This is a genomic window from Streptomyces sp. NPDC005262 (assembly GCF_042872425.1).
GTDB lineage: Bacteria > Actinomycetota > Actinomycetes > Streptomycetales > Streptomycetaceae > Streptomyces.
In genome coordinates this window covers 149,267-174,355 of the sequence record NZ_JBIAKK010000010.1, presented here as the reverse complement: position 1 = coordinate 174,355, position 25,089 = coordinate 149,267, and the positions used below count along the sequence as shown (strand labels likewise).

21 protein-coding genes and 1 riboswitch are annotated in these 25,089 nt (G+C 69.6%); of the genes, 7 read left to right on the top strand and 14 right to left on the bottom strand.

The window, feature by feature from the left end; translation table 11 throughout:
- Positions 1–382: 382 nt before the first annotated feature.
- Entirely contained in the window at positions 383–3,478 is a 3,096-nt protein-coding gene (locus ACFYP5_RS24315) for a family 20 glycosylhydrolase (RefSeq protein WP_389039623.1), read from the bottom strand.
- Positions 3,479–3,950: 472 nt separating this feature from the next.
- Here ACFYP5_RS24315 and ACFYP5_RS24310 point away from each other — a divergent pair, with 472 nt between their 5' ends.
- Positions 3,951–4,298, top strand: a complete 348-nt coding sequence (locus ACFYP5_RS24310; RefSeq protein ID WP_389039620.1) for a hypothetical protein — start codon at positions 3,951–3,953, stop codon at positions 4,296–4,298.
- Between the two features lie 198 nt (positions 4,299–4,496).
- Here ACFYP5_RS24310 and ACFYP5_RS24305 read toward each other — a convergent pair whose 3' ends face one another.
- The gene (locus tag ACFYP5_RS24305; RefSeq protein ID WP_389039618.1) at positions 4,497–6,653 is read right to left on the bottom strand and encodes an FUSC family protein; all 2,157 of its coding nucleotides are present in this window, start codon (positions 6,651–6,653) and stop codon (positions 4,497–4,499) included.
- A 603-nt stretch (positions 6,654–7,256) separates the two neighbouring features.
- On the opposite strand from ACFYP5_RS24305, the gene ACFYP5_RS24300 reads away from it, so the two are divergent.
- The 3 genes from ACFYP5_RS24300 to ACFYP5_RS24290 all read left to right on the top strand — a co-directional run bounded on the left by ACFYP5_RS24300 (position 7,257) and on the right by ACFYP5_RS24290 (position 10,782).
- Positions 7,257–8,978: an NAD-dependent malic enzyme gene (locus ACFYP5_RS24300; protein WP_389039616.1), complete on the top strand. Its 1,722-nt coding sequence runs from the start codon at positions 7,257–7,259 to the stop codon at positions 8,976–8,978.
- Positions 8,979–9,358: 380 nt separating this feature from the next.
- Complete coding sequence (locus tag ACFYP5_RS24295) at positions 9,359–9,796, top strand: cupin domain-containing protein (protein WP_389039612.1); 438 nt, start codon at positions 9,359–9,361, stop codon at positions 9,794–9,796.
- 254 nt (positions 9,797–10,050) lie between these two features.
- The gene (locus ACFYP5_RS24290; protein WP_389039609.1) at positions 10,051–10,782 is read left to right on the top strand and encodes an SDR family oxidoreductase; all 732 of its coding nucleotides are present in this window, start codon (positions 10,051–10,053) and stop codon (positions 10,780–10,782) included.
- 13 nt (positions 10,783–10,795) lie between these two features.
- Here the strand turns inward: ACFYP5_RS24290 and ACFYP5_RS24285 are convergent, their stop codons facing one another.
- The 3 genes from ACFYP5_RS24285 to ACFYP5_RS24275 form a co-directional block, all read right to left on the bottom strand.
- Positions 10,796–11,380: a hypothetical protein gene (locus ACFYP5_RS24285; RefSeq protein WP_389039606.1), complete on the bottom strand. Its 585-nt coding sequence runs from the start codon at positions 11,378–11,380 to the stop codon at positions 10,796–10,798.
- 63 nt (positions 11,381–11,443) lie between these two features.
- A complete protein-coding gene (locus tag ACFYP5_RS24280; protein ID WP_389039604.1) occupies positions 11,444–12,034 on the bottom strand; it encodes a TetR family transcriptional regulator in 591 nt (196 codons plus the stop codon).
- On the bottom strand, positions 12,031–13,533 hold the full coding sequence (locus ACFYP5_RS24275) for an MFS transporter (protein ID WP_389039601.1): 1,503 nt from the start codon (positions 13,531–13,533) through the stop codon (positions 12,031–12,033). Before ACFYP5_RS24275 ends, ACFYP5_RS24280 begins: the two co-directional genes overlap by 4 nt.
- A 190-nt stretch (positions 13,534–13,723) precedes the next feature.
- On the opposite strand from ACFYP5_RS24275, the gene ACFYP5_RS24270 reads away from it, so the two are divergent.
- Positions 13,724–14,026 carry a hypothetical protein gene (locus tag ACFYP5_RS24270; protein ID WP_030971020.1) on the top strand — a complete coding sequence of 101 codons (303 nt, stop codon included), beginning with the start codon at positions 13,724–13,726 and terminating at the stop codon, positions 14,024–14,026.
- Between the two features lie 404 nt (positions 14,027–14,430).
- Here the strand turns inward: ACFYP5_RS24270 and ACFYP5_RS24265 are convergent, their stop codons facing one another.
- Both ACFYP5_RS24265 and ACFYP5_RS24260 read right to left on the bottom strand, forming a co-directional pair.
- On the bottom strand, positions 14,431–14,865 hold the full coding sequence (locus tag ACFYP5_RS24265) for a hypothetical protein (RefSeq protein WP_389039598.1): 435 nt from the start codon (positions 14,863–14,865) through the stop codon (positions 14,431–14,433).
- 87 nt (positions 14,866–14,952) lie between these two features.
- Positions 14,953–16,347 carry a DUF445 domain-containing protein gene (locus ACFYP5_RS24260; RefSeq protein WP_389039595.1) on the bottom strand — a complete coding sequence of 465 codons (1,395 nt, stop codon included), beginning with the start codon at positions 16,345–16,347 and terminating at the stop codon, positions 14,953–14,955.
- Positions 16,348–16,503: 156 nt separating this feature from the next.
- Here ACFYP5_RS24260 and ACFYP5_RS24255 point away from each other — a divergent pair, with 156 nt between their 5' ends.
- Positions 16,504–17,757, top strand: coding sequence for an SGNH/GDSL hydrolase family protein (locus ACFYP5_RS24255; protein WP_389039593.1), 1,254 nt, complete (start codon positions 16,504–16,506; stop codon positions 17,755–17,757).
- A gap of 75 nt (positions 17,758–17,832) precedes the next feature.
- Here the strand turns inward: ACFYP5_RS24255 and ACFYP5_RS24250 are convergent, their stop codons facing one another.
- From ACFYP5_RS24250 to ACFYP5_RS24235, 4 genes are all read right to left on the bottom strand, one after another.
- Positions 17,833–18,498 (bottom strand): DUF1707 domain-containing protein, encoded by a 666-nt coding sequence (locus ACFYP5_RS24250; RefSeq protein ID WP_389039881.1) that lies wholly within the window; start codon positions 18,496–18,498, stop codon positions 17,833–17,835.
- Between the two features lie 102 nt (positions 18,499–18,600).
- Positions 18,601–19,587, bottom strand: coding sequence for an ATP-binding cassette domain-containing protein (locus tag ACFYP5_RS24245; RefSeq protein ID WP_389039591.1), 987 nt, complete (start codon positions 19,585–19,587; stop codon positions 18,601–18,603).
- Positions 19,588–19,613: 26 nt separating this feature from the next.
- Entirely contained in the window at positions 19,614–20,504 is an 891-nt protein-coding gene (locus ACFYP5_RS24240) for an ABC transporter permease (RefSeq protein WP_389039590.1), read from the bottom strand.
- Entirely contained in the window at positions 20,497–21,297 is an 801-nt protein-coding gene (locus ACFYP5_RS24235) for an ABC transporter permease (protein WP_389039587.1), read from the bottom strand. The genes ACFYP5_RS24240 and ACFYP5_RS24235 overlap by 8 nt, the downstream gene beginning before the upstream one ends.
- Positions 21,298–21,488: 191 nt before the next feature.
- On the opposite strand from ACFYP5_RS24235, the gene ACFYP5_RS24230 reads away from it, so the two are divergent.
- The gene (locus ACFYP5_RS24230; RefSeq protein WP_389039584.1) at positions 21,489–23,849 is read left to right on the top strand and encodes a transglycosylase domain-containing protein; all 2,361 of its coding nucleotides are present in this window, start codon (positions 21,489–21,491) and stop codon (positions 23,847–23,849) included.
- A 20-nt stretch (positions 23,850–23,869) separates the two neighbouring features.
- Here ACFYP5_RS24230 and ACFYP5_RS24225 read toward each other — a convergent pair whose 3' ends face one another.
- From ACFYP5_RS24225 to ACFYP5_RS24215, 3 genes are all read right to left on the bottom strand, one after another.
- A complete protein-coding gene (locus ACFYP5_RS24225; protein WP_389039582.1) occupies positions 23,870–24,190 on the bottom strand; it encodes a DMT family transporter in 321 nt (106 codons plus the stop codon).
- Between the two features lie 37 nt (positions 24,191–24,227).
- A riboswitch (guanidine-III (ykkC-III) riboswitch) is annotated at positions 24,228–24,295 on the bottom strand.
- Positions 24,296–24,353: 58 nt separating this feature from the next.
- The gene (locus tag ACFYP5_RS24220; protein ID WP_030923137.1) at positions 24,354–24,692 is read right to left on the bottom strand and encodes a co-chaperone GroES; all 339 of its coding nucleotides are present in this window, start codon (positions 24,690–24,692) and stop codon (positions 24,354–24,356) included.
- A 55-nt stretch (positions 24,693–24,747) separates the two neighbouring features.
- The gene (locus ACFYP5_RS24215; RefSeq protein ID WP_030923134.1) at positions 24,748–25,068 is read right to left on the bottom strand and encodes a DUF3618 domain-containing protein; all 321 of its coding nucleotides are present in this window, start codon (positions 25,066–25,068) and stop codon (positions 24,748–24,750) included.
- Positions 25,069–25,089 lie beyond the last annotated feature (21 nt).

The window sequence follows — 25,089 nt, the reverse complement described above, 5'->3', positions numbered from 1 at the left end:
GGGGCCGCTCTATGTGCGCGTGCACACACAGAGCGTGAGGATTTCGTCACCGTACCGCACCGCCGCCATCTCCCACCATGCGAACGGGACTTCACGTCACGCCCTCGGTGTGGGTCAGGCGAACCAGACCGAGCCGTGCCGGTGGTTCGCGGGCGTCACGTCCACCATGTCCGCGGCAGTGAGCGCGAGTTCGCCGCCGGACGTGTTCACCGGACGCCGGATCATTCCCACCTGCGTGCGGAGGCGCTTCTCCGCCGTCGACCGCGGCGCGCGCCGCGGTCGACGGGGTGGCGCTTCTTGTAGAACTCGGCGCCGAAATGAGATCGACGAGTTCGCCGCCTCCTGCCGAGGAATCACTGGCTCGGGGCACTGGGCCGCACGGTCAGGAGCAATGCACGAGGGCGTCCGCCCAGTCGACGGCGTCGTGATCGAAACCGTCCCCGGCGTTATCGGTCACCAGGCTGAGGGTGTCTGCGCCGCTGACGTCCACGTCCACCTCCTTCACGGTCTCCCGAGTGATGAGCCCGCTCTCGTAGACCTTCTTACCGTCGACGAAGACGAAGAAGTGCGACGTGCCGCCGTCCGTCGAAGAGTCCGCGGCATCGTCGATCCCGATCGTCGCCGTCAGCCGCGAGCATTTCTTCCCCAGATCGAATGAGACCTTCGAATTGCCCGCTGCACCGAGACCCTTCTGATATCGCACACCGTTCAGCGTCATGGGATCGCTGCTGCCGACGTACGTGTCCCGCGTCACGACGTCCCACTCGCTCGTCGCCTCGGACCAGTCGAGGTCGGACAGGTAGGGGTGGAGGCGGCTGTGAATGCGCAGTTCCACCGAGCCGGCCCGGATCTCGGGCTGCCCTGCGGAGTTGGCCGTGAGGTCCAGGCGCAAGGGGGGTGTGGGGCCGTCGGCGTTGTCGGACGCCGTGGCCGTGAGGTGGGCAGACGTCGTGCCGCCTGGGGGGACCCTGACCGTGCCGGTTGCCGCGCGGATCGTGTAGCCCGGATTGGCTGTGGGGGGCCGTACCTCATTCCAGGCGACCTCGACGGTCGCCGCCGCATGGTTGGTGACCTGCAACTGCGTGGCTGCGGAATCGCCCGCATCGAGACCGACGGCCTCGGGACCCAGCCGTGCGGTCAGCGCCTGACCGAGCGTCGAGCGGGTGAAGCCGACGCTCTCGTGGCGGGGCTCGCCCTTGCCCTGCTGCTCCTGGTAGCCGGCCCGCCCGACGAGGTGGTAGGTCCCGGTCGCCGCATTCAGCGGGACGGTGACCTGCCAGCGGGTCGAGACGGTCTGGCCCGGCTTCACGGCGGCGAATCGTGAGGCATCCAGTGCTCGCACCCGGCGGGTGGTCCGATCCTGGGTGGATTCGGCGCCGAGGCTGAGCCGGACGTCGTGAACCGGGCGGTCGCTGTTGTTGCGATAGCTCGTGACCACCCGGTTGTCACCGAGTTGACGCAGCTCGGCGGGTCCCTGAACGCTGACGCGCCGACTGCCGCCAGGGGGCGCGATGAACTCGATCTCGGCGACGCTGGTGTAACCGTCATCAGGACTGACGTAGCGCAGCCAGCGGAAACGGGCGGCGTTGTCCACGGCGAGTTCGTTCCAGCCGAACTCCGGCCGGTCCTTCACGGTGGCCAGCGTCCGACACCCGCTGGTCGGCCCGTCGGTGCAACCCTCGAACCGGCCGCCTGTCATCCGGTCGAGCTCCGTGTCATTGGCACCGGGGAAGAACCGGACCAGCGAGACCCTGGAGGCGTGGTCGGGGCCGAGGTCGATGCCGGTGTAGCCGCCGCTGGGTTCGGCGTAGAGGAAATTGGTGCCCGGCTCGCTGTCGAAGGCTTTGTCGAAGGTGCTGGAGGAGTGGTCCCAGGCCGGACTTGTCCCGTACGGGGTGCCGGTCAGCCTGCCGGGCAGCGCGTACTCGGGCACGCCGGGCGGGGTACCGATGGCATCGGCCCGGGCGAAGAAGTCTTCCACCGTGCCGTGCCGCGGGCCGCCCCAGAGCCGGTCGGCCAGGACCTCCCGCGGCCGCCGCAGGTAGGCGTCGAAATAACTGTCGGGGCGGGTGATCGCGTTGTCCGACCACACCGAGATCAGATACCCGGACAGACGGGGGTGTTGCTGCGGTGTCCACTTCTCGTAGAGGTACTTCGCATCGGGCAGCAGCGGGAATCCCGGAGTGACATAGAGCGTGTCACTCGCGGAGACCACCACCTCGTAGCCCTGGTCGAGGTACTTCTGCGCGCTGTGGTCCTCACTCGTCTCATCGCCCGTGGTCCAGGCCTCGACCTTGATGTTCTTGTCCGGGTGGATGGTGGGGGTCTGGTCGACGTCCCACCAGTTCCAGATCACCATGCGCTTGCCCTGAGCGCGCACGACCTTGTTCATCTCGTTGATGTAGTCCACGAAGACATCCGCGGTGGAACCGAACCCGTGCTCCTTCGCGTACTTCACGAGTTGCGGACACTTTTCCTGTTCGGCCTGGCGGGCATATTCGTCGGTGGCGATGTGGAATTCCGGCCCGGAGAAGAGCGGGGCGAACTCCTCGATCAGTCCCGCGGTGAATTTCCGCGCCTCCGGGTTGGTCACATCCAGAGTTCCGCCGGCCAGCGCCTGGCACGGGAAGGCCAGGTCGGGCCTGCCTTTGAGGATCGCCGAAGCGTGCGACGGCATCTCGATCTCGGGAATGAGCGTCACGTGGTACGTGCGGGCCGCGGCCTCGAAGCGTCGGATGTCCGCCCTCGTGTACGCCTGCGGGGCGGCGAGCCACGGGTAGCGTTCGCTGACCAGCCGGAACGCGTTGTGGTCACTCAGATGCAACTGCAGCGTGTTCAGCCGCAGGTACGACATCTCCCGAATCGTCTGCACGACGAAGTCCGGGGAGTAGTACTTCCGCCCTGCATCCAGCAGGTACCCGCGTTCGCGCTGCTTCGGCCAGTCACGCGCTTCGCCCCGCGGCAGGGCCCGGTGGCCCGGTGTCGTCTTCAGGACCTGCAGCAGGGTCTGCGTGCCGTAGAACACGCCGGTGTCGTCGTTGGCACGTATGACGGCCACATCGCCGACGTCCAGTGCGTACCCCTCGGGGCCGAGTTCCCGATCGGCACCCTGCACGGACAGAAATATGTCGCCGTCGCGCGGATGTGAGGCCGCCACCATGGGCACATCGAGCCCGGCGACCTCGGCCAGCTCACCGTGAAGGGTCCTTGCCTCATCGGTCAGCATCTTCTCGTTGTCGTTGTCCACCACGATCCGCGAGCCCTGTCCCAGGGCCAGCGCTCCTTGGCCTCCGGACCATTCACGCAGAGCCGGAACGACCTTCGGCGCCGGATTGCCCGACTCCCCGGCCGACGGCCGGCCTGCCCGCCCCCACACAGCGCTGTTCGCCGAGGCCGTGGGCGTCACACTCAGCAGAACGGCCAACGTGGTGAGCAGCGCGGCGCCGAACCGCACCGGCCGGGCAGATGTACGGGGCATGAGACTCCCTTTCGGGCAAGGTCAAACCTTCGAGAAGATCAGCCAGTCTGTGATCGCCGATGAACGTAAGGGGGTCTGATGGTGCGCGCAATAGCTTGAACTGAGAAAGTTTCAAACTGGTTCACGCAATGAGATCGGGGTGCGCAGGTGGCACTCAAGGTGAGGCCGGGCGCCGGCTTCGAGGGATGCCGGCCAGGTCGAGCAGTTCGTACGACCCGCGCTGTCACCCTGCCGGCGCGACAACTTCCCGACGGCGTCGAAACCGCCCGGTCCTCGCCGTGCCCACCCAGCTCCTCACCCGACCGGCCCTCACGAGCGCGACGAAGCGGGAGGTGACCCACATGGCCGTCGGCAGAACCGATTCCGCTGTTCACTTCCGGGTGACGGGGGCGCGCGCTCCGCAATAACCGCAGGTCACCGGGACAGGTTGAAGCGGAATGTATTCCTCCGAATCCCACCAGGAGTGCCCTCCATGCGCCTTCGTACCGCCGTCGCTGCCGCCCTCGGCGCACTCGCGCTCGTCGTCACACTGCCGACCTCGGCCAGTGCGACCGTCGGATTCTTCGCCTACAGCTACACCGGTCTCGACGGCACCCCGCACATCGCCGAGCTGATCAACCCGCCGAGCGGAGAGTGCGTCACGCTGCCGGAGGTGGCCGACCCCAACTCGTCGAACCCCGCCGCCTCTCCCTGGAACTACACCGTCTCGACCGCCACCGTCTTCACCGGCCCCGACTGTGACGGCGACCACTTCTCCCTCCGCCCCTTCGGCGGTCACGCCTCCGAGCGGTTGAAGCTCCGGTCGGTCGTCTTCAGCTGATCCCGGCCCCGATCCTGATCCGCTACGCCACCATCGCCCGCCCCGGTACGCGTCACATCCCGCTCGTACCGGGGCGGGGTCACGTACGGGGCCGGGCCGGCTCCCGGCGAGCGGGGCGGGGTGTCTCCTTGTGCCCCGCGACGGCGGTCACACCGGCGGAGTTGTCCGAGGCCGGTGGAATGCCGGCCCGGTCGGCCCTCATGGCGAAGCGAGATGCCGCCGAAGGACGTCTTCCAGTGTGTGGGCGGTGTCGACCAGGTGGTCCGTGATCTGCAGCAGACGGGGATCGAGCGCGGTCGGCCGGTTGTGCAACTCGTTCTGGACCTGGCGGAGCGGAGGAATCGGGCCGGGAGGCCGCAGAGTCCTGACCGCCTCGGCCAGAGTGATCATCGCGCTGTCGAACGCGGTTGCCAGGGCTTCCAGCCGACCGGCATCGGCGTCGGCCCCACCTTCTTCCCGTCCGATAGCGGTGGCCCGCGGCGGGACGAGGGCATGCAGCGACAGTTCGGTGCGGGCCAGCCGGGTCACCACGGCGACCAGAGTCCGCGCGACGCCGGGAGTCAACGGCGAGTGCGGCGGCTCGTCGGCCAGACGGTCCGAAGATGCCTCGGCGTCGGTGCGGGTGCGGCGGGCGGCGGCCTGAAGGCCACGTAGCCGGGCCGGATCGGCCTGCGCGGGACGGGCAAGGCTGCGTAGCAGGGCAGTGGTGTAGGTGTTGTGGACCTCGATCGTCCGGGCGAACTTCTCCTGGGCGGTGAGGCCCTCCCAGGTCGGCCACACGGAGTAGGCGATGAGCGCGATGACCGCTCCGACAGCGGTGTCGGTGAGGCGCGCCACGGCGGTGGTGTCCGCGGGCAGGCCGAGGATGTCGAGGAGGATCACGATGAAGACGGTGAGGAAGCTGCTGTAGATCAGGTAGTTCACGTCGAACAGGGCGTAGGCGGCAGCGACAGCGATCCCGGCCGCGATGATCAGCCCGACCGAGCTCGGGTGGGCAAGCCACGCCGCTGCCGCCCCGAGGCCCGCTCCGATGGCCGTGCCCCCTGCCCGTTGGATGCTGCGGTACACCGTGGAGGTGTAGTCGGGCTTGAGCACCAGGAAGATCGTCAGTACCACCCAACGGCCTTCGAACAGGCCGGTTGCCTGGACCATCGCCTCGGCGAGCCCCGCGACCACGGCCAGCCGCACGGCGTGACGCCCGGTCTCCCCGGAAAGGGCGAGATTGGCTCGCAGGGTGAGGGCGGAGCATCCGATCCCGTCCTGGCCGGCTGCCGGAACCACAGGGCTGATCGCCTTATGGCTCACCGGCGTTCGCCCGGGCCTCGCGTCAAGGGCGACCAGGCTCCGGGTCACGGCACGGAGCTGTCCGAAGAGCGCCTCCGCGGCCAACTGCCCACGGGTGCCGGGGGCGACAGCCAGGCTCGGCAGGAGCTCGTTCAACTCGCGGGCCTGTCCGGCACGTTCGGCTCGTCCGGTACTCAGTGTGTCCGCGATGAGATCCAGCGTCCTGGCGGCGTACGCGACAGGGCGACGGGCAGCCTCCGAAGGTTCGTCAGCGGCACGATCGGCCAGAGCCGCGAGCGAGACGCGGATGCGTTCCGCCTGCTCGAGCAGGTCCAGGAAGTGCAGACGCGTGGTCATGGGCAACAGCGGATTGGGGTCGGTGAGAGCGACAGCCGCGGGAAAGGCGGTCGCCGACGGCGGCCCGAAGTGCCCGGCTGCCAGGCCCGAGGCGTAGACCGCGAGGATCCGGTAGGACTCGGCGAGCGCCGCGCGCTCCGGGTCGCCTCGCTGGAAAGCCCAGGAAACGGCGACGAGCACGCCCTGGAACAGCCCGCCGGCGAGCACCAGGCCGGCCCGCAGCGCAGCTTCCGTCGGCCCCAGCGGCATACCGGTCGCGATCAGCAGCCCCACGGGCCATTGGAGAGCTGCCACGCTCAGCCTCGGCCCCAGGCAGACGAGGAGCCCGACGACGTAACCCCAGACGACGACGACCGGTACCAGCAGCCATGGAGCGGCCGCCGCCGTGGCTGCACCGACGAAGGTGGACACCGCCATGCCGGCGCCGGCCACTGCCACGGCCGCCACCCGGCTCCGGGTCACGCCCTGGAACGAGGCGAATCCGGCAGGCAGCGCCCCCAGAGCCGCGAAGGCACCGTAGTCGAGACGTCCGCAGGCCGAGCCGACCGCGAGCGGCACCATCACGCCGACGGCCACCCGGACTGCGCGCCAGGGGGCGATATCACCCCAACGGAACGGCCCGAGTTGCCACAGCTTCCGCCACCGGAACCCGGCCAGATAGCTGCTGCTGGACCGAAGCGTGCCGTGTGTCCGTCGACGCTGATCGTCGGTCATCCTCGACGGGGGCGATGCATTCCCGGCGGGGTACGGGACGGGCAGCCGGTCGGATGGTGCTGCTGCGGTTGCATCCCTGCTCCGTGTGGCGAGTGTCGAGCCCGAATGTGCGGCGGCCATCGGCTGATTCCTCGAGACGTCCGGCGTCGCGAAGCGAAAGACCAGCACGATGACCGCACCTGGCAGTCTGCCGTGGGCCGTCGCCCCGGAGGAGAACCCGGCACCGGCGAGTCCGGGCCCGCGGCGTCGAATCCGGGCCTGCGGCGGGCGATGCGAAGGCCTTCGCGAGGACCGGATCCCGGCGGAGGCCGACGGGGTGTGCGGAGCGGGGTCGATGCCTGCGGCGACGGGGCCGCCGGGGAACCCGGGAAACGTGCGGTCCGGAGCACTGCGGCTTTCTCCGGTGGCGCCGTTGGGGTGAGCGGATGGAACATGGCAATGCGCGGGCCGGAACCCGTGGAGGCATGCATGCCCGTGGAGGACCTTCCACGCACACGCACCCGCCTCCTGTCCTTCTGGATCCGCTGATCAAGGAGGTCACCCACATCCCGCGTACCCCAGAATCCGACCGCGCCGACGAGGGCCGACGACGGGAGACCGCTCATGGGCACCCAGTGGATCGCCGGGGAACACCGCTTCGAGACCACCGCGACGGGCCGGGCCGTACTCGCCGATCCACGGCTCAACCGCGGCACGGCCTTCACGCCGGAGGAACGCGTGACACTGGACCTGGTGGGCCTGGTGCCGCCGCAGTCCCTCACCCAGGACCAGCAGGCGGTGCGCGCCTACGCGCAGTACCGCTCGCAGCCCAACGACCTCGCCAAGAACGTCTATCTGACCGGTCTGCACGACCGCAACGAGGTGCTGTTCTACCGGCTCGTCGGCGACCACCTCGGCGAGATGCTGCCGATCGTCTACACCCCGACCGTCGGCACCGCGATCGAGCGCTACAGCTACGAGTTCCGCCGCCCGCACGGAATCTATCTCTCCGTGAACGTCCCCGAGGAGATCGAGCACGCGCTGCGCGGCTCCGGACTCGGGGCCGGCGACGTCGATCTGATCGTGGCGACCGACGGTGAGGCGATCCTGGGCATCGGCGACTGGGGCGTCGGCGGCATCGACATCTCCGAGGGCAAACTCGCCGTCTACACCGCGGCCGGCGGGGTCGACCCCAACCGCACGCTCGCGGTCATGCTGGACGTCGGCACCAACCGGCAGCAACTGCTGGAGGACCCGCTCTACCTGGGCAACCGCCATGCACGCGTGGACGAGAAGACGTACGACGCCTTCATCGACGCGTATGTCACCACCGCGAACAGGCTCTTCCCCGACGCACTTCTGCACTGGGAGGACTTCGGCACGGCCAACGCCCGCCGCATCCTGGACCACTACCGCGACCGGGTGTTCACCTTCAACGACGACGTCCAGGGCACCGGCGCCGTCAATCTCGCCGCCGTGCTGTCCGCGACGAAGGCCAGCGGCATGACGATGACCGACCACCGCATCGTCGTCTTCGGCGCCGGAAGCGCCGGCACGGGCATCGCCGACCAGTTCCGCGACGCCCTGGTGGCCGACGGGCTGCCGGAGAAGGAGGCCGACCGACGCTTCTGGGCCGTGGACCGGTACGGCCTGCTGACCGACGACCAGGACGGCCTGCGCGAGGCCCAGGTCCGCTACGCCCGCCCGGCGGCCGAGGTGGCCGACTGGGAACGGGACGCGCAGCACGGCGGTGTCGGCCTCTCCGAGGTGGTCCGTCGGGTCCGGCCGACGGTGCTGATCGGCACCTCCGGTCAGGGCGGTGCCTTCACCGAGCAGGTCGTACGGGAGATGGCCGCCCACACCCGGCGGCCGGTCATCCTGCCGATGTCCAATCCGACGCCGCTGGCCGAGGCCACCCCCGCCGACCTGCTGAAATGGACCGACGGGCAGGTGCTGGTGGCCACCGGCAGCCCCTTCGACCCGGTCGAGTACCGGGGCGTGACGTATCAGATCGGCCAGGCGAACAACGCGCTGATCTTCCCCGGGCTGGGCCTGGGTGCGATCCTCGCCCGCGCCACCCGTGTCACCGACGGCATGCTCGTCGCCGCCGCCCACGCGGTGGCCGGACAGGTCGACGGGAGTACGCCGGGCGCGCCCGTCCTCCCGCTGCCCGACGCGCTGCGCGCGACCTCCGCCGCGGTGGCGGGAGCGGTCGGCCGGGCCGCGGCCCACGACGGCGTCGCCCGCACGGAGGTCGACGACGGTTTCGGCAAGCTGGTGCTGGACGCCATGTGGCAGCCGGTCTACCCGGAGATCCGAGTCGTCCGCGAGGCCGGAGGATCCTGACCGAGGTCCGCGTGAATGCGTGCCCCACGCCATCGAGCTGCCGCGGTTCGGGCCCTGCTCGCCCCTGACCCGCGCCGGTGGCAGCCCCTGGTCCGGTGGCGTGTTCGCACCCGGCCCGGCCACGCCGGGCCGGCCCTTGGAGGACCTCGTCGCAGCCCGCCACGATTCCCGGCGGTGTCAGGCTCCTGGCTCAATGCGGGCCACTTTTCACCGCGACGGTCCCTGGTCGTCATGGCGGGGCACCGGTGGCGGCCCCGGCCCCGCCGAAGCGCCGTCACACGCGGCCCAGGGCGCTGCCCGAGCACTGCGTCGGGCGACGGGCGACACATGCGGGCCGGTGTGAGACTGGGCCGTGCAGCCCAGGCACTGGAGGCTTCACCATGTCGAGCAACGAGCCCGCGAACACAGGTCGGAAACCACGGTCCGAAGCATGGAAGACCGCACTGACCGTGCTGCAGACGGCCGAGCCGCCGCACATCCCGGAAGGGGCGGAGGCGATGACCATTCTCGTCGAATTCCCCCCTGGAGATCCGGGCACTCCTCCGCACCGGCATTCGGGGCCCGCCTTCGGCTACGTGCTGGAGGGGGAGATGCTCTTCGAGCTCGAAGGTGAGCCTGAGCGTGTGATCAAGGCCGGGGAAACCTTTTGGGAGCCGGGCGGAGATGTAATCCACTATCAGGACGGAAACAACCGAACGGACTGCCGGAGCCGTTTCCTCGTGACGATGATGTGCGCGCCCGGCCAGCCCATGCTTACCCTGGTCGATGACGAGGAGCTGGCCCAGCGTAAGGACCGGCGGGCTCCACGGCCTGCCTGACCGTGGCGGAACCTTCCGCACGCGGACCCCGGGCCGCTTTGCGGACGCCGGCGGGCCGACCGGTGCACGGCAATGACCACGGGCACCGAGAATTCGCGTCACGGCGAAGAAGAAATCGCCGGCCCGATGCCGGAGCATCGAAGCGAAGACGGGCACCGGCCCCGATTCGGATTCGCTGTCAGATCCCTTTCCCTCCCCAGTACGCCATCGGGGCTCCGAAGAGCCACCCAGTGATGCGCGACGAAAGGTGACCCATGAAGTTCGCAGTGATGGGCGGTACCGGCCGGATCGGGTCGCAGGTCGTGAAGAAGCTGAAAGCGGCGGGACACGAGGTCGTGCCGCACTCGCTGTCCACCGGAGTCGACATCATCACCGGCCAGGGCCTGGACGAGGCGGTGGCCGGCGTCGACGTCGTCGTCAACCTGACGAACTCCCCGACCTTCGACGACGCCTCCCCGGCGTTCTTCCAGACCTCGATGGACAACCTCCTGGCCGCCTGCCGGAAGGGCGGGGTGGGCCATGTCGTCATCCTGTCGATCGTCGGCATCGAACAGGTGCCGAACCTCGACTACTACCGGGCCAAGATCCTCCAGGAGAACATCCTGAAGACCGGGTCGATCCCCTACTCGATCGTTCGCGCCACTCAGTTCATGGAGTTCATGGATTCGGTCCTGGCCATGACCACCGATGGCGACACCGTCCACCTGCCTCCTACGCCGATCCAGCCGATCGCCGCCCAGGATGTCTCCGACGCCGTCGCCGAAGTCGCTGCCGGCACCCCTCTCAACGGCGTCCTGAACGTCGCCGGGCCGGACGTCTTCCCCCTCGACGAACTCGGCCGGATGACCCTGAACGCCCGCCCCGACGGCCGCACTGTCGTCACCGACGACACGGCCGGCATGTTCGCCGTCGTCCGGGGCGACGTCCTCATCGCCAAGGGCGACGCCCGTATCGCCCCCACCCACTACGCCGACTGGCTCTCCTGAACGACTCGGTCCGTCACCGGTAGTCCTCCGGGTGGCCCTGCATCCATGAGTTGACGCGGTCGCGCGTGCCGAACAGTTCGGAGCGGTGCTTCTCCAGGTTCTCCGTGGAGGTGTCGCCCTTCAGCGTCCGGTCCAGGGTGGTCATCCAGGCCACGGGCTCCTTGAAGTGCCCCGGGTCCTTCGGATACGCCTTCATCGAGGCCTCCAGGCCCGCCAGTTCGTCGTGGACCCGGCCCAGGACGTAAGCACAGTCGCCCGTCCCCGGAGTACAGGTGTCGTCCAGGGTCGCCTGGAGGGTGGCGAACGCGTCACGGACCTGCGCGGGTGTGCTCGCGGGCTTCTCGGAGGACATACGGGCGGCGTCCTCCGCATCGGCCGACGCCTGGGCGTCCGCTTCGGCTTGCGCCTCCGCCGCCCGGGACGCGGCCGCCGCATTCGCCGACGGCGCCACGTACGGGACGTCGCCCCCGGGACCGTCCGACGTCTCGACGCTGCTGCAGCCCATCAGGCACGCGCCCAGCAGCACGGTCAGTCCGGCGGCGGCACGCATGCGGGTGCGGGCACGGGTGGAACGGGCACGGGCGGTACGGACAGACATGAGGCCCCCTCGTCGATTGGCCCAGACCATACCGCCACGGTTGGCCCTCCGCGCCCGGTGGCCTCAGCCCGAGATCAGGGTCTGGAGCGCCGGCGCGTACAGATCGGCGAGGTGCTCGGGGGTGGCCAGTGAACCCGCGCCCTCGCGGTGCAGGCTCAGTGTGGCGCCGAGGCCGAGAAGGTGGCCGGCGATCAGCTCGGCGCGCAGGGTGCGTTCACGGCCGGGGAGGCGGGCGATCAGCGCCTCGGTGACCTGCTCGTGGAAGCGGTCACGCAACAAGGAGCGTTCGTCCTGGTTGCCCAGGGAGAACACGACGCGCAGGAGCGGGTCCGACTTCAGTTCGCGCCGGCGGCGTACGAGAGTCACCACCATGTGACGGCCCAGCGTGTCGAGCGGGGCGTCGAAGAGTTCCTCGGCGGCCGGGCCGAAGTCGGCGACGGTGTTGAAGAGTTCTTCCTTGCGGCCGAAGTGCTTCACGACCAGGGAGGGGCTGACTCCGGCGTCCGCGGCGATCCCCCGGATGGTCACCTCGGCGTACGGGCGCTGGGTGAACGCCCGCCGCGCCGCGCGCAGGATGGCGTCCCGGCCCGTTCCCTGGTCGGCGGGGACCGAGGACGGCGAAGGGGCCGGAACGGCGGCCTGGCTGCCGGTCATGCGCCCTCCTCGATCGGGATCGTCCGCGCACCGCCCTTGCGGTCGATGCCGGTCTCTTCGACCGTACCTGTCCCAGGTGTACGGCTGCCGGGCAGGAACAGCGTGACCGTCAGCGCCAGCAGTGCCGCGCCCGCCGCGATCAGGAAGACGACCTGGTAGGCGTGGAGCGTCGGGGCGGTCCGGCCGCCGGCCCGGAACGTGATGTTGGCGAGGACCGCCGCCACCGTCGCACTGCAGAAAGCCTGTCCGATCGACCTCATCAACGTGTTGAGGCCGTTCGCCGCCCCCGTCTCGCTGACCGGGACCCCGCGCATCACCAGGGCGGGCAGCGCCGAGTACGCGATGGCCGTACCCGAGGCGACGACCGTCGCACCGGCGATGATCAGCCACAGGCTGTGGCTGGTGAAGTACCGCACCGCATAGCCGACGGCGATGATCCCCGCCGCCAGCGCCAGGCTGACCTTCGGCCCGTACGTCGCCGAGATCCGCGCCGACACCGGCGAGAGCGCCACCATCGCCACACCGCCCGGCAGCAGGCAGAGCCCACTGACGACGAGCGAGGCGCCGAGCCCGTAGCCCGTCGCCTTCGGTTCCTGCACCATCTGCGCGGTGACCAGCGAGTTCGCGTAGAAGGCGAAGCCGATCAGCAGGGCGGCGACGTTGGTGAGCAGGACGGCCGGGCGGGCCGAGACCCGCAGGTCGACCATGGGCGTCGGCACGCGGAGCTCGTACGCGCCCCAGAGCAGCGCCGCCACGACGGCCGCGACCAGCAGGCCGACCGTACGCGTCGACGCCCAGCCCCAGTCGGCGCCCTGCGTCACCGCGAGCAGCAGGCAGACCAGGGCCGCGGACAGGCCCAGCGCGCCGACGGCGTCGAAGCGGCCCCGGGTGCGCAGCGGGGACTCCGGTACGCAGCAGAGCACCAGCACGATGTCGATGAGCCCGATCGCACCCGACACCCAGAACATGGTGTGCCAGTCGAAGTTCTCGACAACGAGCGCCGCGACCGGCAGGCCGACGGCCGCGCCGATGCCGAGCGTCGAACTCATCAGGGCGACCGCGGACAGGACCCGCTCGGGCGGGAGTTCGTCGCGCAGGATGCTGATGCCCAGCGGTACGACGGCGAGCGCGGCGCCCTGGAGAGCACGTCCGGTGATGAGTACGCCGATGTGGGAGCTGACGGCGCACAGCACCGAGCCCATGACGAGGACCACGAGCGACGCGACGAGCACCCGCCGCTTGCCGTACATGTCGCCGACCCGGCCCAGGACGGGCGTGAAGACGGCGCCGGTGAGGAGCGTGACGGTGACCAGCCAGCTCGCGGCGGTGGGGGTCGCGCCGGTGAGAGCCGGGATGTGCGGGAGGAGCGGGACGACGATCGTCTGCATGACCGCGACCACGACGCCGCAGAACGCGAGGACGCCTACGGCGAAGCGAGGGTGGTGCGGGGTCCGGGTCTGCCCGGCTGCCCCGTCGAGGGCGGATATGTCCGCGGACATGCATTCTCCGTACGGTGCTCGGCAGTGGTGCCGGTGGCGGAAGCCTGGGGGTGCACAGGTGTTCACCTTCAAGGTAAACGCATGTGCACCCCCTCCGCCAACCTGAGTCCGCCCGTCGCGTTAGCCTCGGAAGCCGACAACAGCCGGACGGCGAGAAGAACCGGCCGGCGAGAAGGCGAAGGTGGCGGCTATGGCGAAGGTTCCGACAGCGGCGGTGGCGGCGGGCGGACTGGTCGGCGGGTACGCGATCGCGCGTTGGACCAAGAAGCGGCCGCTGGGCGGCGTCGCGCTCGCCGCCGCGGGGTCCGTCGCCGCGTACGAGTGGAACCGCCAGGCCGGACCCCGCGCGGCCACCGCTCTGACCACGGCGTACGTCGCCGCGTTCGCCGGATCACACCCGCTGGCCAAGAAGCTCGGCGCCTGGCCGGCCGTCTTCACCGTGGCAGGCACGGTCGCCGCCGCGTCATGGGCGGTCACCCGCCGCGCCGCCTGAGAAATTTTTCCCGCAAGGCCCGCGGAACACTGAACGCGAGGGCGACGGGGCGCGTATTCAAGAGCACTCCCCCGCGTAAGCCGGGTGCGTACCCGTACGACAGGCCGGGTACGCACCCGGAACCCTCACCGGAGCCGGCGCGCCGAACGGCATCAGCGCGATCTGCGCCCGCTACCGCGACTGACGCTGCTCACACTCCATAACCAGCGCCGTTCCCGCCTCCCTACCGCCGTGATGACACGTCCGCAGTGATGACAGGGCTAAGGGCCGTCCCGATCGAGATCACGCGCATGATCGCAAATGCGGAGGCCGTATTGCATTTGACGCCGGAACTCGACGAAGATGCGCCGAGTGAGTCACCCCTGGGAGATGACTTCCCCATTGAGGATCGGTGATTTCCCCTGTTACGCGGCAGTTTTCCCCGCGAGAGCGAGGGATGCCTTCACCAGCGCACCCGATCTGTTGATGAACAGATCGGGAATTTCTTCCTCGTAGAAGCGAATTTGCCCGATCACGCCCTCGGTGCTGGAATTCCACGCGAGTCGCTCCGCGAGCAAGTCCAGCTCAGGCACGAGTTCGGCGTGCACCTCTTGGCGCGCCGTCAGAGACCATCCGCCGGCCGTCCGGGTGAGCTCGCCCACGAGGACCCCGCCGATTCGCCTCGCAGGTCCGCGCGCAGCAAGCAAGGGGAACACGTCGCCCAACTCGCCGACAGGGTCCTCCGCTCGGCTCTCTCCGGCGGCCTCGATGCCGAGATGCCACCGCAGATCGGCGAGCACGGAGCTCGGTACTGAGGATTGCAGGTCAAGGGCGAAGTCCACGGCGTACACGTCACTCATACCCGCAGCGTAATACTGCGGCGGTAGTCAGCTCGCCGCCATGACCGAACGGCCTTGCGTAAACGGAACTCCCGCCGCACCCGGTGACTACGCGCCGAACGCCCGCGACACCGTATAGATCAGCAGCCCCGCCAGCGCACCCACCACCGTGCCGTTGATTCGGATGAACTGCAGGTCACGGCCGATGTGCGCTTCGATCTTCTTCGACGTCTGGTCCGCGTCCCAGCTCGCGACCGTGTCACTGATCAGCGACGTGATCTCCGTGCGGTACGTCGTGACGACATACACCGCCGCGTCCTCCAGCCAGCCCTCCAGCTTCGCCTGGAGCCGGCCGTCCGTCGCCAGCCGCGCGCCCAGCGACATCAGCGAGGCGCGCGCCCGCAGCCGCAGCTCGCTCTGCTCGTCCTCCGCAGCCGTGATGATCATCGTGCGGACGGACGACCAGGCCGACGCGATGACGTCCTGGACCTCCCGGCGCCCCAGGATCTCCGACTTCAGCCGCTCCACCCGCGCCCGGGTGTCCGAGTCGGTCTGGAGGTCGGCGGCGAAATCCGTCAGGAACGTGTCGATCGCGTAGCGCGCCGGATGCTCCGGCATGTCCCGCATCTCGGTCGCGAAGCGCAGCAGCTCCTTGTAGACCCGCTCCCCCACCCGCTTGTCGACGAACCGTGGCGTCCAGCCCGGCGCCCCGCCCTGCACCGCGTCCATCACCGAGTCGCCGTGCAGGATCAGCCAGTCGTGGGCGCGTACGCAGACCAGGTCGACGACCCTGCGGTGGCCGCCGTCCGCGACGATCGTCTCCAGCATCTTGCCGAGACCGGGGGCGATCTCCACCGCGTTTGCCCGTCGGGTGATCGCTTCACCGACCACGGCCTGCACGTCGGAGTCGCGCAGGACGGTCAGCGCCCCGCGCAGCGCGGTCGCCAGTTCGGCGGTCACCCGGTCGGCGTGGTCCGGCTCCGCCAGCCAGGCGCCGAGCCGGCCGCCGATGCCGAGAGCGTTTATCCGGCCGCGTACGACATCACCCGAAAGAAAATTCTCCCCGACGAAGGAACCCAATGAGGCTCCGAGCTGGTCCTTCTTGGTAGGGATGATGGCGGTGTGCGGGATCGGCAGGCCGAGCGGACGTTTGAACAGCGCCGTGACGGCGAACCAGTCGGCAAGCGCACCCACCATCCCCGCCTCGGCGGCCGCGGCGACGAAGCCCGGCCAGCCGCCCACACCCTCGTTCTTCGCCCAGGTGGCGAGGACGTACACGAGCGCGACAAGCAGGAGGAGACCGGTGGCCGTGGTCTTCATACGGCGTACGCCACGCCGCTTCTCCTCGTCGGCGGCCGTGTACGCGAAGGAGGCGAGAGGGGCATGGTGCACGGGAGCGGAGGCTGCCGTGCCGGAACTCCCGTCCGCGCCACCCAGTGCCCGTGCGGGCTCGACCGGTCCCCCATCCGGCTCGCCCGACTCGGTCCGCTCGATCCGTTCCATCCGCTCCACCCGTCGTCCGCGTACACGTACGCATCGCCCCCGGTGCCCCGTACGCATTGTCCCTACCTGACCTACTCCTGGGCCGCATGTCGAGTTCCCCCGCGCCCTGCTTCATCATGAGATCAGCCCGCACCACCACGAGGAGACACTCCGCCCATGCCCAGGCGCCACGGACCCGCCCTGCTCACAGCCCTCGTGGCGGGCACCGCCGCGCTCGCCGCGATCATGGTGCTCGCCGGATCCCTCCTGTTCTCCGGCGGCGGAGCGAGGCAGGTCGGCACGGAGTCGGTGGCCCGTACACCCGCCGCTCCGGCCCACTCCACCGGTGTCTGGATCGGCACCTGGGCCGCGGCTCCGACGGCCGGTGTGGCCGACACGTACACCGATGACGACCTGACCCAGCGCACCATCCGTAATGTCGTGCACACCAGCATCGGCGGCGACGCCGCCCGCATCACCCTCTCCAACCTCTTCGGCACGCACCCGCTGCTCGTCGATCAGGGCACGGTGAACACCAGGCCCGTCTCCTTCCGCGGCGCCCCGTCCGTCACGATCCCGGCAGGCGGACAGATCGTCAGCGACCCGGTCGTCGTCCCCGTCGCCCCTGACGCCGATCTCGTCGTCACCCTGCGCACGCCCACCGCCGACGGCCCCGTCACCATTCACCCGAACAGCCACCAGACCTCGTACGTGGCGGACAGACACGGCACGTGGCCCAGCAACCTGTGGCGCTATCTCACCGCCGTGGACGTCCGCAACAAGGTTGCCGGCGGGGCGATCGTCGCCATCGGTGACTCGCTGACCGCGGGCACCGGCTCGACCCTCGATGCCAACAGCCGCTGGCCCGACGTCCTCTCCGACCGGCTTCGCGGCCGGTACGCGGTGGTCAACCAGGGCATCGCCGGCAACCGCATCCTGCGCGACGGGCAGGGCTACGGGCAGATGTACGGGCCGCGGGCGAGCGGCCGTTTCGACCGGGACGTGCTGGGCGTCGCCGATGTGAAGACCGTCATCATCGCGCTCGGCATCAACGACGTGCAGCAGTTCCCGAAGGAGCGGGACCCGCAGCGGATCGCGGACGCGCTCAGGTCCATGACGGAGCGTGCCCACGCCCGCGGGCTGCACGTCGTCGGGGCCACTCTGATGCCGTTCGAGGGTTCCCTCGCCTGGACGCCTGCCGAGGACGCCGTACGGAGGCAGGTCAACGCGCTGATCCGGGCGGGCGGCATCTTCGACGAGGTCGTCGACTTCGACCGGGTGGTACGCGACCCGTACCGGCCGAGCAGGCTCCTCCCGGAGTTCGACTGCGGCGACCATCTGCATCTCAACGACAACGGATATCTGCGGCTGGGACAGCAGGTGGATCTGCGGACCCTGCAGCGGACCAGGCCGGCGTCCGACCAGCTCTGACCGGCTCACCGGAGCGGATGGGTTCCGGTGAGCCCCGCAGGGCTCACCGCCGTGTCCCCCGTCGCCGTACGGGCCCTACTCCTCGCCCGAGCCCTTCTTCAGCTGCCGGGCACGCTCCCGCTCCCGTTCCTTCTCCGCCTTCGTCCGCTTGCGCTCCACATCGACCCCGCCCATCAGCGCGAAGCCGGTGATCCGCACCCGCGGCGAGCCCGGCGAGGGGATGCCCTCGCCCGACGCACGGTCGCCGAAGCCGCCCATGATGCCGATGCCCCTGACCTCGACATCCAGCTCCGGCGGGACCGTCACCTGCATCCCGCCCATGATCGTGAAGCAGCGGACGACGACCTCACGGTCCTCGAAGCGGGCCTCGCGCAGATCGATCTCGCCGCCGCCCCACATCGCGAACGCGGTGAACTTCCGGGCCACCGTCCACGTACCCTTGCGCCTGAAGCCGCCCCAGAAAGCGAACGCCCCCGTCGAGGTGGCGGGGCCGCCGACACGTGCCGCCCAGTCGACCCCCGTCGAACCCGTCCGCGCGGGCGAGCTTCCCGGACCCACCGGTGCCACCACCCCGCCCGGCGCCGGAAGATCGCGGACCAGCGGCTCCAGCTCGCCATGCGTACGGGCCTTGTAGGCCGCGTCGAGCCGCTGCTCGAACTCCTCCATCTGCAGCCGGCCCTCGGCCACCGCCTCGCGCAGGACCTCGGCGACACGCTCACGCTCGGCATCGGAAGCACGCATGTCCGGATGTTCGCTCGTCATACCGCGCAGCCTATTGAACGCGCCCGCCCACGTCACCGATCCGACTGCCACCAGCGGTAATTGACGCCGCTTCACATTCCTCTACGCACCGCCGGCCGACGCGTACATCCTGGCGATCACGGCCTCGATGTCCGGCTCCCGCACCGACAGGTCCACCAGTGGGTACTCCGCCGCGATCCGCGCCACCAGCGGGGCGGCCGATCCGGACGCGGGGAACGCCAGCCACTGCCGCGGCCCCTCCACCTTCACCGTACGCACCGAATGCTCCGACTCCAGCCGGATCGCCGGGAGTTCGCGCTCCAGGTCGACGACCAGGGTGCGTTCGCTCGCGCCGATCTCGTGCAGTCCGGCGAGCGCCCCGTCGTACATCAGACGACCGTGATCGATCACCATCACCCGCCGGCAGAGCTGCTCGATGTCCGTCAGGTCATGGGTGGTGAGCAGCACCGTCGTACCCCGCTCGGCGTTCAGGTCGCGAAGGAAGCCGCGGACCTTCGCCTTCGAGACCACATCGAGGCCGATCGTCGGCTCGTCCAGGTACAGCACCTCCGGGTCGTGCAGCAGCGCCGCCGCGATATCGCCGCGCATCCGCTGCCCGAGCGACAGCTGCCGCACCGGTACATCCAACAGCTCACCCAGATCGAGGAGTTCAACGCAGCGGTCCAGGTTCTCCCGGTAGCGGGCGTCCGGGATCCGGTACATCCGGTGCACCAGCCGGTACGAGTCCCGCAGCGGCAGGTCCCACCAGAGCGTGGTGCGCTGGCCGAAGACCACACCGATCCGGTGCGCCAGCCTCGTACGCTCCCTGGAAGGGTCGATGCCCGCGACCCGCAGCCGGCCGCCGCTCGGGGTGAGGATGCCGGTCAGCATCTTGATGGTGGTCGACTTGCCCGCGCCGTTCGGGCCGATGTAGCCGACCATCTCACCGCGCGGCACGCGGAAGCTGATCCCGTCGACCGCGCGGACCTCCCGACGCTCACTGCGCAGGAAGCCCGTCCTGCGGCGCACGTCGAAGACCTTCTCGACGTCGTCGAGCTCGATGAAGTCGGTATCCGTGTCCATGCCCATGTCCGATGCCCTCGTTCTCCCGCCGGTCAACTTCCCGTGCTCCGGTACGAGCGCAGGCCCGCCCGCCATGCCGTCCCCGCGAGCGCCCAGCACACCCCCGCCACCACCGGAGGCAGAAACGCCACCCACTCCGGCAACCCCAGCGGGTAGTCCCGGCCCAGCACATACAGGGCGGGCAGCCAGTTCACGAAGGCCAGCGGCACGACGAACGTCACCCCGCGCACCAGATCCTTCGCGAAGATCGTCGGCGGGTACTGGAGCAGCGTGTTCCCGCCGTACGTGAAGGAGCTCTGCACCTCGGCGGCGTCCTGCGCGAAGAACTGGAACGCCGCCCCGCACACGAACACGGCCCCGAAGATCGCTGCCCCGGTCAGCAGCATCAGCGGCACCATCGCCACCCGCAACGGTGTCCAGTCGATGTCCAGCGTCGCCAGGGCGTACCCGAGCACCAGCAGCCCCTGCGTGATCCGCCCCAGCCTCCGCAGCGCGAACCGGTCCGCCGCCACCTGGGCGAGCACCGGCACCGGACGCACCAGCAGCGTGTCCAGCGTGCCGTCCCGGACCCTGCGGCCCAGCCGGTCCATCGACCCCAGCACCAGATCGGCCAGGCCGAACGCGGTGCCCGAAGCCCCGTACAGCAGGGCGATCTCCGGCAGCGTGTAACCGCCCAATTCGTCGACGTGCGCGAACATCAGCATGATCGCGACGAAGTCGAAGCCGGTCGCCGCGAAGTTCCCGAACGTCGTCATGACGAACGACGCCCGGTACGCCATCGTCGAGCGCAGCCACATCGAGGCGATCAGCCCGTACGCACGGACCCCCTCGACCAGCCTCGACCGTTCGGCGAACGCCACCTCGGGCGCCTCGACGCCCCCGCCGGCCTCCGCCGCCTGTGCCGTCTGTGCAACCTCAGCCACCCTGGACCACCACCCTGCGCGTCGCCACCGACTGCACCAGCCGCCCCGCCAGCAGCAGCGCCAGCGCCCAGCCGCCCTGGAACGCGAACGCCTCCACCAGCCCCCACCCCGTGTGCTTGCCGAGGAACACATCGGCCGGCACCTGCAACAGCGCCGACCACGGCAGTGCGCGTGCCACCTCGCCCAGCAGCCCCGGGAACAGCGTCAGCGGAAGCAGCATCCCGGAGAAGAACAACCCCGCCAGAAACGCGATCTGCGTCGCGCCCGCCCCGTCCATCAGCCAGAACGCGGAGAGCGCCACCAGATAGCGCACCGCGAAACTGACCACCACACCGAGCGTCACCGAGACCAGATACGCCAGCCAGATCCCCGGCGACACGGGCAGCGCCAGCGGGAAGGCGAGCGCGCCCAACACCATCGGCACGATGCCGCGTGCCAGCAGCTGATACGCCGCGCGCCCCAAGTCCCCGGCCAGCCACCACATTTGAAGATCGATCGGCCGGTAGAGATCGATCGCCACATCGCCGGTACGGATCCGCTCCATCAGCTCGTCCTCGAAACCGCCGCCCATCATGGCGCACGTCGCCAGCAGCGCCTGACCCAGCCACACGTAGGTGAGCGCCTGGGACATGTCGTAACCGCCGAGCCGCGGCCGCTCGTCCCACAGGGCCATATAGGTGTACGCCAGGATGAAACCGAAGACGGTGTTGGTGAACACCCCCGCCGCCGTCGCGATCCGGTAGGTGGCATAGCGCCGGAACCCGCCCGCAGCGACCACCGCGTACAGCCGCACCTCAATCGCCCCCGCACTCGTTCGCACTCGGACGCCCAACGGCGCCGGGCACCAAAGCGCACGACCCTAGTCCAGCGGCAGCAGCCGCCGCGACCGCTTTTCGGCCTTCCCTCCGGAGGTCGATCCGGTGCTTATTGCGCAGAAAAGTGCAGTATGGGGGAACCGACCGCGGCCGAGGAGTCTTCACCGACATGAGCGACGAGCCACAGCAGCAGAGCGGGGATCCCGGCAACGGGAACTGGGCCCCGAGGGACCTCTCTGCCGGCACCGGCGCACCCGCAGGCCAGGCAGCCGCGCCCGGAGGGAGGAACGGGCGCACCGGCCGGCCCAGGCGCACCGGCTGGCGCCGGGCCGTCCCCACCTGGCGGGCCGCACTCGGCACGCTCCTGGTGATCGCCCTGATCCTCATCGGCGGCTTCATCGCCGGATACCAGCTCGTCGGCATCCCGCCCGCCAACCCCACCGCCACCGCGCAGTCCAACGTCTATCTCTACAAGGACGGCACCGTCATCGCCCGCGACGGCGACGTCAACCGGCAGAACGTCCAGCTCGCCCAGGTCCCGCTCCCCGTCCAGCACGCCGTCCTCGCCGCCGAGGACCGCAACTTCTACTCCGAGCGCGCCGTCGACATCAAAGCCATGTTCCGGGCCGGCTGGAACACCCTCACCGGCAAGGGGAGACAAGGCGGTTCGACCATCACCCAGCAGTTCGTGAAGAACTACTACCTCGGCCAGGAACAGACCGTCATCCGCAAGATCAAAGAGTTCTTCATCGCGATCAAGCTCAACCGCGAAGTGAGCAAGGACCACATCTTCGAGGGCTACCTCAACACCAGCTACTTCGGCCGCAACGCCTACGGAATCCAGGCCGCCGCCCAGGCGTACTACGGCAAGGACATCGGCGACATCACCCCCGCCGAAGGCGCATACCTCGCCTCCCTGCTCAACGCCCCCAGCGCGTACGACGTCGTCGTCCACCCCGAGAACAAGCCCGCGGCCGTCGCCCGCTGGCACTACGTACTCGACGGCATGGTCAAGGAGAACTGGCTCAGCGCATCCGACCGCGCCACCATGCAGTTCCCCGTGCCCGACAAGGTGAAGAGATCGACCGGCCTCTCCGGACAGCGCGGCTACATCGTCCAGGCCGTCAAGGACTACCTCACCGACCACCAGATCATCGACGAGGGGACCCTGGCCACCGGCGGCTACCGGATCACCACCACGCTGGAGAAGAAGAAACAGAACGCCCTCGTCGAAGCCGTCGACGACAACGTCATGTCGCAGACGAGCGACGATCGCACGGCCGACCGCAACGTCCGCGCCGGCGGCGCCTCCATCGACCCCACGAACGGCCGGGTCGTCGCCATGTACGGCGGCATCGACTACACCAAGCAGTACGTCAACAACGCGACGCGCCGCGACTACCAGGTCGGCTCCACCTTCAAACCGTTCGTCTTCACCGCCGCCGTCGCCAACGGCTCCAGGACCCAGGACGGCCGCCGCATCACCCCCAACACCGTCTACGACGGCACCGACAGGCGCATGGTCCAGGGGCCCAACGGACCCACCGGCTACGCCCCCTCCAACGAGGACGACGTCAGCTACGGGCCGATCACCGTCCGCATGGCCACCGACAAGTCCGTCAACGCCGTCTACGCGCAGATGGCCGAGGACGTCGGCCCCGAGATCGTCAAGCAGACCGCCATCGACCTCGGCATCCCCAAGAACACCCCCGACCTCACCGCGTCACCGTCCATCGCCCTCGGTACCGCCACCGCCAGCGTCCTCGACATGACAGGGGCGTACGCGACCCTCGCCAACCACGGCAGGCACACCCCCTACACCCTCGTCGACAAGGTCAGCAAGGACGGCGAGGAACTCCCCCTCCCCGACCGGAGCACCGAGCAGGCCGTCAGCCGCGAAGCCGCCGACACCACCACCTCGATCCTGCAGAGCGTCGTCGAAAACGGCTCAGGAACCGCAGCCCAGGGCGCCGGCCGCCCCGCCGCCGGCAAGACCGGCACCGCCGAGGAGGACAAGGCGGCCTGGTTCGCCGGCTACACCCCCGACCTCGCGACCGTCATCTCCGTCATGGGCCAGGACCCCGAGACCGGGGTGCAGAAACCGCTGTACGGAGCGCTCGGCCTGTCCCGGGTCAACGGCGGCGGCCCGCCCGCCCAGACCTGGGCCCAGTACACCGGCGCCGCACTGCAGGGCACCAGCGTCCAGAACTTCGACCTCACCCTCGAAAGCGGCGCCGAGGAACCGTACCTGCCGACGGACGAAGGCACCGGACCGACCGACACCGACACCCCGTTCGGGACACCGTCGGTCACGCCGCCGAGCAGCCCGGCCTTCCCGCCCACCGTCCCCGACGACACCGAACCCGCCATCCCGCCGGGCCCACCGACCGCCCCGCCGGACGGCGAATTCACCGACGGAGGGGACAACGGCGACTTCGACGACCTCTTCCCACGCGGCGACGGCGGCGCCCCGCCGGACCCGGCCTCGACCCCGGTCCCGGCGCCGCTGCCGGCCCCGGTCCGCCAGTGAACATCCGGCCGAGCCACGACTCAGTGCCCCGAGGTCGCCTTCAACCCCACCACGGCCACCAGCAACAGAGACACGAAGAAGACCCGGGCCGCGGTCACCGGTTCGTGCAGCACCACCATGCCCAGCACCGCCGCCCCCGCCGCACCGATACCGACCCACACGCCGTACGCCGTACCGATCGGCAGCGACTTCGCCGCCTGCGACAACAGCACCATGCTGGCCACGATCCCGAATCCGGTGAACACACTCGGCCACAGCCGGGTGAACCCGTCGGTGTACTTCATCCCGATCGACCAGCCCACTTCCAGCAGACCGGCCACAAAAAGCAGAACCCACGCCACGACGGCACCTCCGACACACAGACACACGGACATCACGGGTGCGTCGTCTTTGCGAAAAGCCCGGTACGGCGCGTCTCGTCGGGGTCCCACCAACATAGCAAAGAACAAGCAAAAGGCCTGGTGACGGCTGTCACCAGGCCTTACGTCAGACACATCCGGAGAGCTACAGATAGAGCCCGGTCGAATCCACCGAACCCTCGAACCGGTCCGCGGCCACCGCGTGCAGATCGCGCTCCCGCATCAGCACATACGCCACGCCGCGCACCTCGACCTCCGCACGGTCCTCGGGGTCGTACAGCACCCGGTCGCCCGGCTCTACCGTCCGCACGTTCTGGCCGACCGCGACCACGACGGCCCAGGCCAGTCGACGACCGACCGCAGCCGTCGCCGGAATCAGGATGCCGCCGCCCGAACGCCGCTCGCCCTCGGGCGTATCGGACCGGACCAGCACGCGATCATGCAGCATGCGAATGGGCAGCTTGTCGTCGGTGTTCTCGCTCACGACCCGAAACCTACCTGTCCACAGCCGCGCCACACGCCCCCGGGGGTCAGCCTTCTCAGCGCTTCTTCCGCCGCGCGGACACCACGACCAGTCCGAGCACGCCCGCTGCCAGCAACGCCACCGGAATCACCCGCTCCAGACGCGGCGCGCCATCCTCCGAAACAAACTGCGCCTTCACATCCGACACCGTCCGATTCACCGCGACGAACGCCCGCCCGGCCGTCCGGTCCGCGGCCTCGACAGCCTTGGCCTTCGCATCGCCGATGATCGTCTTCGGGTGCACCCGCACCCCGATCTCGTCGAGCACCACCGCAAGCTGCTCACGCCTGCTGATGATGTCCGCCTCGATCTGCGCAGGGGTCCTGGCATCCGACACTGCGCCGCCTCCGTGGTCGTC